We start from the raw sequence: 14135 nt of genomic DNA, 5'->3' as shown, positions 1-14135 counted from the left end.
GCACCTGCCATGAGCATCTATTCGGTCTTCGATAGCTTCCTCGACAGCGACACGTGGTTCAAGGGCGAGACCAGCGATAACGAGGGCTTCTTCCTAGCGCTCAGTCAGATCGTCCAAGATCCGGGGTTCAGCCCCCAACGGATGGGCGACTACATCGGGGCGAGGATGCAGTCCAAGCTGGACAGCCAGTACCTTGACGGCACCATCCATCGCCTAGCCGGCTATGCAGAGGTCGTGCACGGGTACCTGAAAGCTGTTGGTGGCCTGTGAGGCGCTGTGGACCCCAAGGCACTCCTCGACAGCGAACCTATGTTCTGCTTTTGTTCGAGTCGTGAACACCCCCGCCAAACCCCGCCGGTTCCCAGCGCCCTGGAGCGTGCAAGGTCATGCTGAGGGCTTCTCGGTGCACGACGCGACGGGATTTTTGATCCTGTATGTCTACTTCAACGACCGCGTGCTCGTGGGCACCGGGCCGGATCGCATGACGCGGGACGAGGCACGGCGGATCGCGGTGAACATCGCCAAGCTGCCGGAGCTGTTGAGGCGTTAGGCGTGGCTGCGCCAGAGGCTGGCGGCTCCCGCATCGGGCAGACCGTATCATTGACGGTTGGTCGCTTTCGATGGGCTTATTCGACGTGCGACACAGGAGCGAGCGCCGCGCCCTTGGCCTAATCGCAGTTGGCGCCGTCTCGCGTGCTGCGCAGCCAAGAACGCAGGTCTTGGCGAAGACGTCGCTAGGAGGGTCTAATGCCGAGCTTGCGCGCGCCCCGGAGCCAGTTCCCAAGGCGCATTCTTGCTCTTCCGTTTGGCAGGCGCCTTGGTCGGCGGCGGCACGTAGGTGTCGATCAGCTCAAGCAAGGCGAGCGCCAAGCCGGGGCTCACTGTGACCGCATCAGTAAAACGAACCTGCCCGCCCGCCTTCAGGCCGAAGCTTAACCGAACCATTCCGTCGATGACGTTCAGAAAGACCTGGTTCGCAAAGACCCCCGGGCGTTCCATCGCGGCCCGCTCCTCAGCACTGATCGTATCGTCGTCGCTCATGGCTTCCATCCGCAGCGAAGTTCTTCAACGTTCGTTGCTGCGTGTCGGTTCGAGGCATGTTTCAAAAGACAGGGCGATGACGGAAGCGCGCACTAGGCTCGCGCGATGTTGCGATCCGGTCGAGCCCCAACGGTTCAGGTCGATGAGTTCAAAGCGACGTGGTCGCGAGCCCCGCCCCTGCCGGCGCGCGCGCTCCTGATCGGGTCGCACCTCGACCTCAGCTATCGCGTGCTGCGGTGCGCCGCGCCCCTGTTCCAACGCGTGCACGTGGCCATGGAAGGACCGCGGAGCAACGTCCGCAAGCTGGCCGTTTCCGAGCATTGCGCCTCTTTCACCTACCTGGGCCGCGACGGCCTCACCGACGCTGGCGCGGTCGAAGCCATCAATGCGATCTGCGCCCGCAAGGGGATCGGCGTCGTCATCCCGGCAAGCGTGTCCGCCGTCCGCCTCCTGAGCCTGCGCGGCCATGACCTCGCCGTGAGGCACTACCCCGTCCCGGACGCCAGGCTTTTGAGGACCTCGCGACGAAGTGGAATTTCGCGGAGTTCTGCCGCAAGCACGCCATCGGTCATCCAAGGACTCAGTACTTTGCGGACAAGGCCGAGCTCGAAGCCGCGCCGCCCGGCAGACTGCCTGAAGCCTTCATGCTGAAACCGGTCGACCGGGACTCGGCCTGGGGCGTGATCAGGTCCAGCCGCGAGACGTTGGTCGCCGATCTGCGGCGCGTGAACTACGCGCCGATCCTGGTGCAGGAGTTCGTTCCCGGTGAGGATATCGGCGGGATCGCGTTCGCGGAGGCCGGCGTCGTCAAGGCGGCCAAGACCCTGCGATACGGCAGGCGCCCCTTCTGCAAGATTCCGTACCGGGACTCGATGGAGCTTTTCGACGACGAGCAATTCGGGGCGGCGCTCCAGACGCTGGTGCAAGGCAGCGGCTTCACGGGGGCGCTCAATATCGATGGCCGCCGACGGCCCGACGGCTCCGTGACGGTCTTGGAGTGCAACCCGCGGTTCTGGTATTCGCTGGACTGGGCGATGCTGGCGGGTGTGAACTACGTCGCCCTGGGCCTTAGCCACGTATTCAGAGACTTGCCGGCGACCACCGAGTTTGAACGATTGGTCATCAAGGGCTGGCCGAGCGTGCTCTTTGAACAGCTCGCGGGGCGAGGACGTCAGCATCCTTACTTGAGCTATCTTCTGGAGGATCCGAAATTCCTCTGGCGGGTGGAGCTTCCGCGCATGACCGGTGCCCTCCTGAGGCGTGGGGGGAGCGTCTGCTGGGGATCCGGCGGTGCACTGCATCACCTGTAAAGTCGGAGATTACTGCATCATAAGTTGAGGCTGCGACGTTTCTCCCGCGAGGAACCTTGGCTTTTCAATGGGTTGACACTCTGCGTCAGATGGGAATGTTGGGGGCACTGGGACGGAGTATCGTATGATGCGGCAGGTTGGTTCGGCGCAGAAGCGCGCGCTCATCGCTTTGGCTGAAGCCTCGAACGGCGTTGGAGATGTCCCGTTCAGGAGCGCACCCGGCCTGATCAACAAAGGCCTCGTGAACTTCGTGGCCCGGACCGACAGGCAGGACAATTCACCCTACATTTGCCAAATCACTGAAGCTGGTCGTGAGTTCGTCGCGGGTTCCACTTGGCGCGCTCCCTATGCCCCCGGTGAGGCGCAGGGCTTGCCCTTGGCGGCAGCGACCAATTCCTTTAAATAACATCTTGGCACGATCGAAGAACGTCTTGGCACGATCAAGAATGAGTCACGGCGCAAGCCTGGGCCTGGGGCGGAGGTCATCGTGAGCGAACAGGTGATCGTGGTCGTTCCTGTCGACGGTGGCTGGTCCGTCCAGTGCTCAATGACAGGTCAGTCGCTCTTCTTTCTGTCAGGCGCAAAGGCCGAGGCGAATGCGCGGAAGCTCGGCGCATGTATCGCGGAACTCGGACAGGACGTCCGCGTGATGATCCATGCTCGCGACAGCACATTGGCGGGCATGCGTAGGCATATCGCGGAACCAAGGGCAGCGAATGCTACGCCATGGCCATCGCCGGCTTCCACGAGCGGGATCAGCGACTAAATGAGGTTGAGCGGATTCCGGCCGGAGGCATGCCGAAAATAGTAAAGGAGCCGGTCCTTGCTGCCAAAGCGCCTTCTTACGCTTCCCTTCGCTGGCGCGACCGCTCGACCGATGCCGCCGCGCTCGCGAGGCTCCCCGACATTCGCTGCCGGTGCTCAACTTCGGCCATTGCGACGTCTAAACGAGCGGCTGCGCTTTGGAGCACTTCCAGCGCCTCGGCACATCGCCCGCGCGCGCAAGCGAGGTCATGCAGGACCCACCGGAAATTCACCCTGGCGGTGCTACTGTAGGCCGCGACAGCCTCCACGAGTTCCGGTCTGGTCTTCTGCACCAACGCCGCAGCGAGAACGACAGCGCGCGCTAGGTCGCCGGCTCCACTGTTCCAGCCCTCCCGTGTGAGTTCGGCGGCCGCTGCGATCGGCTCAAAGTCGACCACATCCGGCTGGCTCAAGCTCCGTCGGAGAGATCGGCCTCGTCGAGACACGCGGCGAAGTAGGGGGCGAAATACATGTCCCAGGTGTCCTCTGAAAACTCAGCTAGGACACAACCTCCGGACGGCAGCGGAGATTCTATCAAACGACATGAAAGCTCTGGTTTCCGCAGAGGCAGCTCCTGCCTGCGACGTCGTGCCGCCTGCAGCGCGAGTCCGGACCGCGCTGGCTGCGCCGCCTTGGCTCACCTCTACTGATGCGGACCGAAAAGCGCCGGCGCCCACTGCGCCCCCTCGACCGATGCGAGTGAAAGCGGAACGAAAACGGTTGGCGAGTCCATTCCAACGTGGGCGCAGAGCATACGGCCGAACTGCGGAACCGTCGCGCCGGTCTGGGCGAGCGGTGCGTCTTCCAGTAGCCCGGCGTCTATTCTCTTGCGGTCGGCGACCGGCGCTATCGACCCCACGCCAGACATTCCGCGCAGCGGCTACCCCAGATGAGGGGCGCTTAGTTCTGCTCGGGGGCGCAAACGAGCCAGATTCGTCAAGAACCTAGTAAAATTCGTTCAACTGAAGGTTTAAAGGGGTCTGAATCATGGCTGGTCAGGTATATGTAGGTCTCGATGGCGTCCTAAACACGTTCTATGGCGACGGCGTTGATTTAACGTCAACGATTGCGGGCAACGATACTGCTACTGGTGGAAACAACGGTGCATCCAACTACCTTCGCGGTGAGTCATATCTTCTCACACAAAGTACCGGAGGAGACGACCTGCTCATTGGCGGAGATCACGCAGATTGGAACATGCTGGCCGGTGATGCCGCAGTTATGACTGATAGCACCGGTGGTGATGACGTCATACTAGGCGGGACTTCTAACACTACAACTGGATACAATGAATTGTATGGAGATGCAGATGGATTAATGAATCGAAGTTTAGGCGGAAACGACACCATAACCGGTCGCTCCCCTATTACCGTTATATATGGTGATACCAATCAAATGTTCGAAGGAAGCCGCGGCGGAAACGACCTTATCTTTGGTAGTCTTGTTTATGGCGACGCCAGCGAAATGAAGTCCGGCACTACCGGCGGAAACGACACGATTACTGGTGATTCTGGCGCAAACAGTGCAATATATGGTGATAGCGCCGGTACCGACATTAGGGGCGGCGTCACAGGAGGAAACGATTCGATCATTGGTGGAGCAAACGCCCTCCCAAGCATCGTGTCCGGCGATTTTGGGGTCTTGTTCGGCCGCGGCGGGGATGACCACATCGTTGGTGGGACCGGCTCCGAAAACCACCTTTATGGTGACGCCCAGGAAGTCCTCTACGGCATCGGCGGTAATGACACGATTGTAGGCGGCACCGGTGGGTCGAATTATCTCGTTGGTGACGCTGATTTCTTGGCTGCGGGATCTTTAGGCGGCAATGACCGCCTGCTAAGCGCTCCGGGGACAACAGATTACATGTGGGGCGACGCTGCAGATAGGCAGGGAACTGGCGGGCGAGACGTCTTTGTGTTCGCGCCCGGTAACGGAAACGATTTTATCTACGACTTTCGCCAGCGCGAGGACCACATTGAGCTCGACGGATTTATGAAGTCTACGACAGGAAACCCCAGCAATCCGCGCTGGGTGAAATTCAACGATCTCAACATCCAAACTGTAGACGTAAACAATGATGGATTACGTGATAGCGTGGTGCATCTTGATAATAATCAATCCATTACTGTTTATGGGGTTTCAAACCTAAAATCCTCCGATTTTATTTTCGTCCACTAACGCCTCCGGCAACAGCGGCGCTCTCCGGTTCGCCCAGCCTGGCGCGTATCCGTTCAAGACGGCTCGGCGCGCCGAGCGCTTCATCAAGTTCGCCGCGCGTCAAACCGATCGCGTCCTGCAGCGTCCCTGCGGCCGCCCGTTCGGCCATGGCGGTAGCCTCGATCGCCTCTTCCGTGACCTGGACGACGCGCACCTTATCGGGATGGGCCAGAGCAATGGCCTGGGCTTCGATGGAGGCCTTCTGATTGGCGGTGACGCCACTGAGCTCAATAGGGGCTTCGGCGACGGCGGCGGAGATCAGGGGGTCGACAGGCCCCACCGCGAGCAAGGCGCTTCGCCTAGCGGGTTCGAGGGTGCGCAGCCAACTGCGGGTCTCCTGCCGAAGCAGGGCGCCGGCGAGGTCACTCTTGTCGATGGCGGACGTGGCCATCGAGGCTCTAAGAGCGTCGAGTTCGCTATCGGCCTTGGCCATGGCGTCACGGCATCGCTTGATCACGGGAGCGGCCTCTCGCGTGAACCAGTCACGCAGGGCGGACTTCCGACCGACAGGCGAAAGGTTCTGGTCGGCGTTGATCGCGGCCACCTTGTCGAGAGCGGCGTCCGTCAGCGCGTTGACGCTGGCGTAGGCCGGAGCGAGCGCCGCGGCGGGTTCGGGGACGCCGCCGGAGGGGAACGGCTTCACGAACTTGCCCGACTTCAGGAGCTTGAACGGCTCGGCCATGGCGTGTTCCTTTCGTGGGGTCATCGGTAGTTCTTTCGGTAGGCTTTGGCGTCAAACAGGGCGGAGCTTTGCTGGGAACCTTGCGCCCAAGCTGGCGGCGGCAAGCGGTCCTCGTCTTTGTCCTCGGTGGAGCACGCTCCGTTCCACGTTCCCGAGCTGCTGTAGCTGCCTGAAACCGCCACGCCCGTCGGGCGCGGAGGCATGGTCAGCAGGTGAACGACCCCGGCGACGCTGTTGGCGATGTCGTCGTGGCCGTTGGGGGCGTGGTCGATGCTTTCCCGGCCGCCGCGCGCTACCCGGCGCTCAAGCCCGACGAGCTGGTTCACCAACTTGGCGTGGTCCGGCAAGGCGACCGTGCCTGAGTTCAAGCTGGGCAGCAGGTTGAGATAAAGGTCGCTGCGAGGCTTCTCGGCCAACTCGTAGCTGATCCCACGTTTTCGGAACTGCTCGCGGGGCCATTCGCCGGCATAGCGGTCGCCGGTGATCCGGCTGACGCCGTAGAGCTTCAAGGTGTCGGCGAACTCGGCGACGACGCTCTCAGGCGCGAACGGCGGCTTGCGTTCGCGGATCAGATCGACCACGGCCAAGTCTCCGTCGCGGTGGCCGATAGCTAAGGTCATGCTGTCCGCCGAGCCGCCGCTGGGGTCGACAAAGGCGCGGTAATTCACGCCCGCGGCCGGGGGGCGTTCATGGACGCCGGGCATGACGCAGTCGGTGACGACCTCCAAGGTGACGAAGGCCTCAACGTCGGTCCTGAACTGGGCCAAATACTCGGCGCTGGCCGAGGCGTGGTCGCGTTCTAGCGCCCTGTCGATGTCTTCCTGGGGGACCGTAGGGTTCATCGCCCGCGTCGGCGCCTGCCATACCAGCGGGGCGCCGTCCTTCGCCCAATAGCGCTTGTGGGCGTCCCAAAGGGCGCCGCGGCGCGCGTAGGGGCTGGAGGCACAGAGCAGCATCGAGCCGGGGATGGTCGTCAGGCCGGGGCGTACGGCGTCGAGGATGGCGTAGTCGGGCTCCGCGGCGTCGTCCGTCCGCCAGAAGGCGCATTCGTCGGCGAGCACGGCGGCGAAGGTGTAGCCGCGCGTGGTGCGGTGGGAGGCGGTGCCGACCTCGATGGTGACGCGGTTGTTCAAGTGGAAGGCTTCGCTGTTGTCGCTCTCAATCAGCAGCCGCAAGGACGGGACGTCGCGCAACAGGGCGGAGATGTAGCGGAGGATGACGCGGGCCTGTTTGCGGTCGGCGGCGATGACCATGATTGTCGCCCGTTCTCCGGGGGCGAGGTGCTGCCTGTAGTCCCGAAAGCAGGCGAGGAAGACGGCCACCAAGGCCATCGTGAAGCTCTTGCCGCCGCGCCTGCCGATGATCAGCCACGCCTCGCGGCTGGGGGCGGTCGGCGGGGTGCTGCGGCCCGTGTGCTGGCGGTAGGCGGCGAACTGCTCCTCGGTCATCGGCAACGCGAAGAGGGCCGCGAGGAAGCCGAACCAAGCCGCCCAGGTCTTGCGGTCCCGGAACCAGGGCTTGAACAACGCCTCGTGTTCGCAGGCCTGGATGATGTTCACCGGGCCGCCCCCTCGATCAGGTCTTTGAGGGAGGGCGTCACGTCCCGCGGCCGGCGACGAAGGCCGAGGGCTTCGAGCAGGCGCCGCTGCGCGTTGGCCAACGCCATGAACTCGGTAAGGTCGATCTGGGCCCCGGTTAGGTAGCTAGCGCCGAGATCACGGAGCATCGCGCCCATGAGCGCGCTATTCGCAACCAGCTCGCGCTCCATAGCGCTGAGGCCGTCCAGGCCGCCAAGGTCTTCGGCGATCTCGTCTCGGAGCTTGAATGTCGCCTGTGCGGCGCGCGTCCGCCGGTCCAGATCGTTGAGAGTCCGAAGGCGGGTCTTAGGGCCGGCCTTCGGGCTCGGATCGGTGGGGCTTTGGGCCTGGAACTCGGTGGTATCTGTGCGCAACTTACTGATTCAAAAGCGATAATACCCCTATAGTATCGCTCTTTTTGTTGGCCGCGGGAACAGAAATCCGTAACGTAATCCGGGGGTTACCGGCCGTATTCGGCGAAACCTCAAGGAATACAGAACAGGAAGGCGGAGGGAGGAGCCGCCGAACTGCGGCAAAGCTATGTGGCCGCGAGAAAAACTTGGATGATATGGTCTAGGTTCGGGGCTTAGCCCGACGCCCGCCGCGTTAGGGCCGGAAGGCCGGAACTGCACCCTGTTTTCATATATCTCCCGAAAAAATACTCCCCCCCTCCTTCTTTTCTTATTTTTTTCGAGAAGTCCCGAAAACCAAGAGAAATCCGGCCTTCCGGCCCTAGATCACATCTTCGACAATTCTTCCGCCGTCTTGTGGTATTCCTTTAACCTGCCCCAGGTGGTCCCAGGCCCAACGACGAAGTTCGCCACCACGTACTGGTAGACGCCATTAATCTTGACCCGCTGTTCAGTTTTCTCAGGGTCGCGCTCCGGTTTACGAAGACCCGCTTCGCAGAGAGCCTTACTGATCGTCGTCGCGCGCTCCATCCGGTAGTTGTTGACATCGAGCTCACGCTGACTAGCTACCCACCGCCGGACGTCATCCACGATCAAGACAATCTTCTTCCCCTCATCCGCCGCCTCGGCCACGCTCTCCCCGAGGTCATAAGCAAGTTGCGAGCCCGGCGACCGTGACTCCCGGATGATCTCCGCCTTCAACGAGGTCATGGGCGCGTGATCCCCGGTCCCGACGACGTTGGCCGGGTCCTTCACGAACTCCTCGGCCCAGGCGCGGATGATCCCGAGCCCGCCGCCCTGATTCAGCCAGCCATAAAACGCGCGCCACCATTCCGCGGGCCGCGTCTCCTCAGTCACGCGCGGAACCAGCCAGCGCCGGTCCTCGTCGTCGAGGTACAGGGCCTGCATGGAGTTGGAGCTGGCCACCACAACACAGCAGATCTCGATGTCGTACTCAGGGAGGTATTTTTTGTTCACCCGCATGATGCCGTCGGTCACGACGCTCTTGAGCTTGTCGTAGGCCTTGCGATTGTGGCCTGAGTAGATCTCGCCCACGACGACGAGCCGCTTGTGCACCTGCCAGCCGTTGAAGCTTGAATCCACCACCATCTGTTCGCTGGGAAAGCTCGTATTCCAAGGCCCGACTAACGGCGCGAGGATCGCCTCGCCCAAGGTGGTCTTGCCGACACCTTGGGTCTCCGAGATCAGCAACAAGCTGTAGCGCATGCGGATCTCAGGTCGGGCGATCAGCGTGGTGATCCAGCGCAGCGCTTCGTGCCGGTCACGCTCATCCGGAATGAGGTGCTGCATGTAGTCCAGGAACGGGGCGGGGTCGCCCTCGGTCGCGGCGATCCGTGGCGGCCGGAAGGTGTTCACGACCCGCCGGCCATCGACGTTCATGACGTGCGCCCGAGCCCGCCCGCTATAGGGCTGGTAGGCGATCGTATCGACCTGCGAGGCGGCCCGGAGCGCCAGAAGCCGCGCTGTGTCTTCGACATCGCTGAAGGGGCGGACGCGCCGGTTAAAGGTCTCGGCCGAGAGCAGGCGGTCCGGTTGGTCGCGGTGGACGAAGACGGGCGGCTCCAAAGCCCACACCCATTCGCTCGCGAACTCGTCGCGGATTTTATGCGCCGGGCGTCCCTTCTCCTTCGTCGGCGGCAACTTGGTCGTCGCCCAGGTCGCCGGGTTCATGAGGTCTTCGAGTGTCGGCCCGCGGTAGCGCTTGTCTCGCCACCATTTCTCATGATCGGGCCAAGGGTCCGCGAGATCAAATGTCTTAGGGAAGTCATCATCGAAAATCACCGCCGACAGCCGGCGCCCCAGCCGCCGGGAGATCACGCTTAACGCCCCCACTCCAACCGCGTCGTTGTCGGCGACGATCACGACTTCCCGGTCGGGCGAGAGGTTCCTAATAGACCCCCAATCCGTGGCCTCAGGACGCTCGGCGCCGCCCATCCAACCCAGGTGCGCATAGTCCCCCAGGGCCTGAGCCCAAGGGTGCTCCTGGCCTTCCGCTAGCAGCTTCGTAACCGCCTCGGCGGCTTTCGGACCTTCGTGCAGCATCACCGGGCGACCACTACTAAGCTTATCCAGCCCGTAGAGCGGCAGGCCGTCGTCCGGTTCAGCCTCGTACCAGTTGCCGTCGCTGAACTGCGTCCAGATGAGGTAGCGCTTCGGCTCCTCTAACCGCTCCTGCACGCAGATGATTCCATCGCCGTCAGCGGTCCGGCATTCAAAGATCCTGCCCCGCAGCTTTGGCAGCAAGTCGTCAATGTTTCTCGCGACGATGGGCTTTTTCCAAGCTTTCGCGACCTCGGCAAACTCGGCCTCAATCGCAGCCGCGTTTTCAGGCGCCGGGACGCCGCGGCATTTTAGGAGTCCATCAGGGGAGAGGCGAACCGCGGCAACGGTCCGCCGATAGCTGCCGACGGGCTCCTCGAAGACCCAGCGCCGCAACCCGGCCCGCCGCATGGGGGCGTTAGGGCCTGCGGCCTTCGCGGCTTCAGCCAGGAACTGCTCTAGCGCCGGCCCAATCGGAAACGCCATGTCCAGGCTGTCGGCGTGCCTCGGGCGCGAGAAGCCGCCGTCTAAGGGGGCGTTCATGAATCTTCTCCCGGCCCCGGACGCCGCCAAAAGACGAAGAGTTCTTTGACGATCTTCTCAGCCACCCATCCTTCACCTGGCGGGTGTCTCATGCGGACTTCGCGGTATTCCTCTCCGTCAACGGTCTCCTCGCGAACGTCGGATGTCGTCCAGGTCGTCTGAGTCCCATCGCGCTCGAAGTTGACGTGGACAGGGTTCCAGAAGACGTCCGGATGCGGCTCCTCCTCCTCGAAGACTTCCTTTCCATCATCATGATCTATCCGGAGCCACATCGTCGGCGCCGGCGCGGGGTAAACAGTCGCGTCTATCTCACGTTCAGGAAGAAACTTCTCCGGGGTGGTATTACCGGTATACTGCCGCCAATCGCCGATACGCTGCTTAGGTGACGTCCGACGCCAGAGGCAGTTGCGCTCGTCGTAGCAGCCGGAAAGCATCCAGCCGGCACCATGCGGCTCGACATAGACAATTTCGCCGTTCTCGGCATGGGTCGGCGTCCACACTTCTTCAAGCCAGATGCCCGGATAAATCTCGTAGGTTTCGACTAGGTGTGTGAGAAGATTAGGCGGCAGCTCCGAAAAGAGATGCTCTTCACCGAAACGGTCGACATGCAACCAAAAAACTAGTGTTTCTTGCGTCTTCGCGCGATAATCTGGTTCGACCCGCTTTCTCGCTAGGTCATCCCCAGCCCCCGCTCGCCTGCCAGCGAGACGGGGGTCACTTTTCTTGGTCATCAGTCGCAGCGCGCCCGCCTGTGCAGAGCGACAGCGACCAGCTCGCGTAGCTGATCGATTTCCCTTCTGTCGTCCGCGGCTCTATGCCAATGGCAGACGGCGCGTGCCCGTTCTTTTTCAGTCATCAAATCAAGCGCATTTCGCCAGTCGTCGTAGATTTCGGCCATGTCACTGCCAGCCTCCAGCGCTCCCGGCTTGTTCAACACCTTCATGATCAGGCGTTCTAATTTGTGCACCTCGTGCATGAGGTCACGCCAGCGTGGCGGGCTCAGTTCCTCTACGGTCATCTTAGCCATCGCTCATTCAGCCTCCGCCTTGGCGGTGCAGACGGCGCGGCGGACATATTCACCGCGCAGGGCGATGCGGGTTCGAATGTAGTCCTCGACTTCACTTTCAAGGTATCCGACCGCTCGGCCGTCGTCAGAAATCTTGATCGGCCGGAAGGGAAAGCTCCCGTCGTGGATCTTCTGGTTGAACTGAGATTTACCGAGACCGAGTCGCTGCCTCGCTTGGTCTGGACGCAGGAGTTTCATTTCTTTCATCCGTTTCAAACCGACTTTCGCCGTGGACGGACGAAGAATTGCGTGGGAAATTCGTTCTCAGATACCCCTCTAAATCGGCGAATTAATCCGGAACTTCGGCGCCGTGATCGTGTCGATATTTCTCCAGCTGCTCTTTCGTCAGTTTGGGGTCTAGCTTAGCGAAGCGAGCGATGACGATGTCCATCGCTGGGTCTAGGACCCCGCGCTCTCGGCCGTAGTGCTCTCGCCAAAGGGCGAGAACCTGCGTGACTTCAGTGTTCGCGAACCGGGCCAGCCTTTGAATAGGTGTCTCGCCGGCCGGACGCCCCGGGCCGCGGAACAGCCGTTCAAAGGCGGCGCGCCTAACCTCTGGGTCCGCCGTAAGCTCGGTCAACCGACTGGCGTCATGGTCATCGATCGCCGTCTTGATCCAATACGAATAGAAAGCGGCGTCAGCTTCGGGACCGTAGCGCCGCGCCATAAGCTCCTCCGAGGTCTTTAGGTCCAACTGGTCATTGACCCAGGCCACCATCGCGGCGCGCTCGGCGGCGGTCCGACACTCCCATAGCGGAGGCTTCCGGCTCATCGCCCCGCCCCCAAGGCCACGACGTTGTCGCCCTCGCGATCGGCGGGAGTCGGCGTCTCGCAATACGTCGCCCAGTCCTTCATCAGCCGCTTACGCCAATCGAGGAGCTGCCCTCGCCGGTAGGCCGCCTCCACCTTATTTCCGACGACGTGGGCCAGGGCCATTTCGACGACATGGTTCGGGTACCGGGTGCGTTCAGCCGCCCAGTCGCGGAAGGTCGAGCGGAAGCCATGGGGGACGATCGCCTCGCCCTGAGCATCGACCCAGCGCAACTCGGGGGTGTTCATCCGCTTGACGAGTTCGGCCATGGCCGCGTTGGACAGCCCTTTACCCGCGATGCCGCCGACGAAGACGAAGGGGTTGTCGTCCTCCCGCGGCACCGTCTCAAGGATCTGAACGGCGCGCGGGCTAAGCGGGACCGTATGCGGGCGCTTCATCTTCATCCGCTCGGCCGGAATGGTCCAGCTGGCGTCAGTCAAGTTGACCTCCGACCACTTCGCGCCGGTCACTTCGCTCGTCCGCATGGCGGTCAAGATGAGAAACTCCAGCGCGCGCGGCGCGATCCCTTCCCGCCCCTTCAACTCGGCCAGGAAGACCGCCGTCTGCTGCCACGGCAAAGCAGGTTGATTCCGGTCCACGTCACCCTGAGCGGGGAGTTCGTGCTTAAGGTGGCCGACCCAGCGAGCGGGGTTCTCGCCGCTCCGGAAGCCGCGGAACGTCGCCCACGCTAGGACCGCCTCAATGCGCGTACGGACCCGCCGGGCGGTCTCCGGGCGGGCTAGCCAGAAGCGCTGCGGCCCCGCGTCGGCGGGTGCCCCCTTGCGCGGTTTGATCTCCGCGTTGAAGACCCGCAGCAGGTCGTCCGTCGTGATGGCGTCCACGGGTAGGTCGCCAAGGACGGGGAAAGCGTAGGTCTCAAGCGTGGAGAGGAACTGGGCTCGATGCTTGAGGTTCGACCAGCTCTCCTCCTGCTTCTCGAAGTAGGCTTCGGCGGCCTGCTTGAAGGTCTTGCGCTTGGCGGCTGCGCGCGCTCGCTCCGCCCGTTCGCTCTGCTTCGCGTCGAGCGGGTCTATTCCGTCCGCCAAGAGCTTCCGCTTTGCGCGCGCCAGCTCGCGGGCCTCGGGGAGGTCGAAGGTGTGAAGCGGGCCGAGGCCCATCCACCGTTCGCGGACCAGCGGCCGGCCCTTCGGATTCAGGACCGTCCGGCCGTCTTCGTCGCGGACGTTCCGCTGGTACCTGAAGAGCCAGGATTTGTTCGACGGGCTCATCACCTGGAGATAGAGCCCGCCGCCGTCGGCGTAGCGGCCAGGGTCTTTCAGACGCTCGATTTTCTTGACGGTCAGTCCCATCTCGCGGCTCCGGATCAACTCCCGGACCAGACCGCAATTTTCACGATCTGTTCGCCGGGCGTCTCCGTCCTATATCGGTATTCGCCGGCGAGAGTTAAAGGGGAATTGCTAGCAGTTCCAATGGCTTGATGAAGCTTAGCCGTCTCCTAATCGGTCGTCTCCGGACGTCTTCGGGTTAGGCGGAGGCGGACACTCCGCCCGCCAAATCCTCCCAAGGGAGATGCGCGCCGCGATGTCCCACCTTTGAGTCCGGTTCGCAGCGCTCTGGCTGTCTGGCATCAAGCCCGTGCGTTGCGACGTCTC

Annotated in this window: 16 protein-coding genes; 5 read left to right on the top strand and 11 right to left on the bottom strand. The window is 62.5% G+C overall.

Translation table 11 applies throughout. The features are described 5' to 3' along the window. The first annotated feature begins 9 nt into the window (after positions 1–9). Complete coding sequence (locus tag ACSQ2B_RS03670; RefSeq protein WP_436047434.1) at positions 10–270, top strand: hypothetical protein; 261 nt, start codon at positions 10–12, stop codon at positions 268–270. Positions 271–403: 133 nt separating this feature from the next. Then, the gene (locus ACSQ2B_RS03665) at positions 404–550 is read left to right on the top strand and encodes a hypothetical protein (protein WP_436047433.1); all 147 of its coding nucleotides are present in this window, start codon (positions 404–406) and stop codon (positions 548–550) included. Between the two features lie 194 nt (positions 551–744). Here the strand turns inward: ACSQ2B_RS03665 and ACSQ2B_RS03660 are convergent, their stop codons facing one another. Next, the gene (locus tag ACSQ2B_RS03660) at positions 745–1041 is read right to left on the bottom strand and encodes a hypothetical protein (RefSeq protein WP_436047431.1); all 297 of its coding nucleotides are present in this window, start codon (positions 1039–1041) and stop codon (positions 745–747) included. A gap of 24 nt (positions 1042–1065) precedes the next feature. Further along, positions 1066–1509, bottom strand: a complete 444-nt coding sequence (locus tag ACSQ2B_RS03655) for a hypothetical protein (protein ID WP_436047429.1) — start codon at positions 1507–1509, stop codon at positions 1066–1068. A gap of 176 nt (positions 1510–1685) precedes the next feature. Between ACSQ2B_RS03655 and ACSQ2B_RS03650 the strand changes: the two genes are divergently transcribed. The 3 genes from ACSQ2B_RS03650 (at position 1686) to ACSQ2B_RS03640 (ending at position 5333) form a co-directional block, all read left to right on the top strand. Next, positions 1686–2351, top strand: a complete 666-nt coding sequence (locus ACSQ2B_RS03650; RefSeq protein ID WP_436047427.1) for a hypothetical protein — start codon at positions 1686–1688, stop codon at positions 2349–2351. A gap of 124 nt (positions 2352–2475) precedes the next feature. Beyond that, a complete protein-coding gene (locus ACSQ2B_RS03645) occupies positions 2476–2757 on the top strand; it encodes a hypothetical protein (protein WP_436047425.1) in 282 nt (93 codons plus the stop codon). 1385 nt (positions 2758–4142) lie between these two features. Then, positions 4143–5333, top strand: a complete 1191-nt coding sequence (locus tag ACSQ2B_RS03640; protein ID WP_436047423.1) for a calcium-binding protein — start codon at positions 4143–4145, stop codon at positions 5331–5333. Here ACSQ2B_RS03640 and ACSQ2B_RS03635 read toward each other — a convergent pair. From ACSQ2B_RS03635 to ACSQ2B_RS03595, 9 genes are all read right to left on the bottom strand, one after another. Then, positions 5317–6054 (bottom strand): hypothetical protein, encoded by a 738-nt coding sequence (locus ACSQ2B_RS03635; RefSeq protein ID WP_436047421.1) that lies wholly within the window; start codon positions 6052–6054, stop codon positions 5317–5319. The genes ACSQ2B_RS03640 and ACSQ2B_RS03635 overlap by 17 nt on opposite strands. 20 nt (positions 6055–6074) lie before the next feature. Next, positions 6075–7613 (bottom strand): terminase large subunit domain-containing protein, encoded by a 1539-nt coding sequence (locus ACSQ2B_RS03630; RefSeq protein WP_436047420.1) that lies wholly within the window; start codon positions 7611–7613, stop codon positions 6075–6077. After that, positions 7610–8005, bottom strand: a complete 396-nt coding sequence (locus tag ACSQ2B_RS03625; RefSeq protein WP_436047418.1) for a hypothetical protein — start codon at positions 8003–8005, stop codon at positions 7610–7612. The genes ACSQ2B_RS03630 and ACSQ2B_RS03625 overlap by 4 nt, the downstream gene beginning before the upstream one ends. A gap of 363 nt (positions 8006–8368) precedes the next feature. Then, on the bottom strand, positions 8369–10645 hold the full coding sequence (locus ACSQ2B_RS03620) for a primase-helicase family protein (RefSeq protein WP_436047416.1): 2277 nt from the start codon (positions 10643–10645) through the stop codon (positions 8369–8371). Next, entirely contained in the window at positions 10642–11376 is a 735-nt protein-coding gene (locus ACSQ2B_RS03615) for a hypothetical protein (RefSeq protein ID WP_436047414.1), read from the bottom strand. Before ACSQ2B_RS03615 ends, ACSQ2B_RS03620 begins: the two co-directional genes overlap by 4 nt. Further along, a complete protein-coding gene (locus tag ACSQ2B_RS03610) occupies positions 11376–11672 on the bottom strand; it encodes a hypothetical protein (protein ID WP_436047413.1) in 297 nt (98 codons plus the stop codon). Before ACSQ2B_RS03610 ends, ACSQ2B_RS03615 begins: the two co-directional genes overlap by 1 nt. 3 nt (positions 11673–11675) lie before the next feature. Beyond that, positions 11676–11909, bottom strand: a complete 234-nt coding sequence (locus ACSQ2B_RS03605) for a helix-turn-helix transcriptional regulator (RefSeq protein ID WP_436047411.1) — start codon at positions 11907–11909, stop codon at positions 11676–11678. A gap of 91 nt (positions 11910–12000) precedes the next feature. Further along, complete coding sequence (locus ACSQ2B_RS03600; protein ID WP_436047409.1) at positions 12001–12483, bottom strand: hypothetical protein; 483 nt, start codon at positions 12481–12483, stop codon at positions 12001–12003. Beyond that, on the bottom strand, positions 12480–13832 hold the full coding sequence (locus tag ACSQ2B_RS03595; RefSeq protein WP_436047408.1) for a tyrosine-type recombinase/integrase: 1353 nt from the start codon (positions 13830–13832) through the stop codon (positions 12480–12482). The genes ACSQ2B_RS03600 and ACSQ2B_RS03595 overlap by 4 nt, the downstream gene beginning before the upstream one ends. Positions 13833–14135 lie beyond the last annotated feature (303 nt).

The organism is Phenylobacterium sp. LjRoot225, from assembly GCF_964252855.1.
Classification (GTDB): domain Bacteria; phylum Pseudomonadota; class Alphaproteobacteria; order Caulobacterales; family Caulobacteraceae; genus Phenylobacterium.
This window is presented reverse-complemented; position numbering and strand designations above follow the sequence as displayed.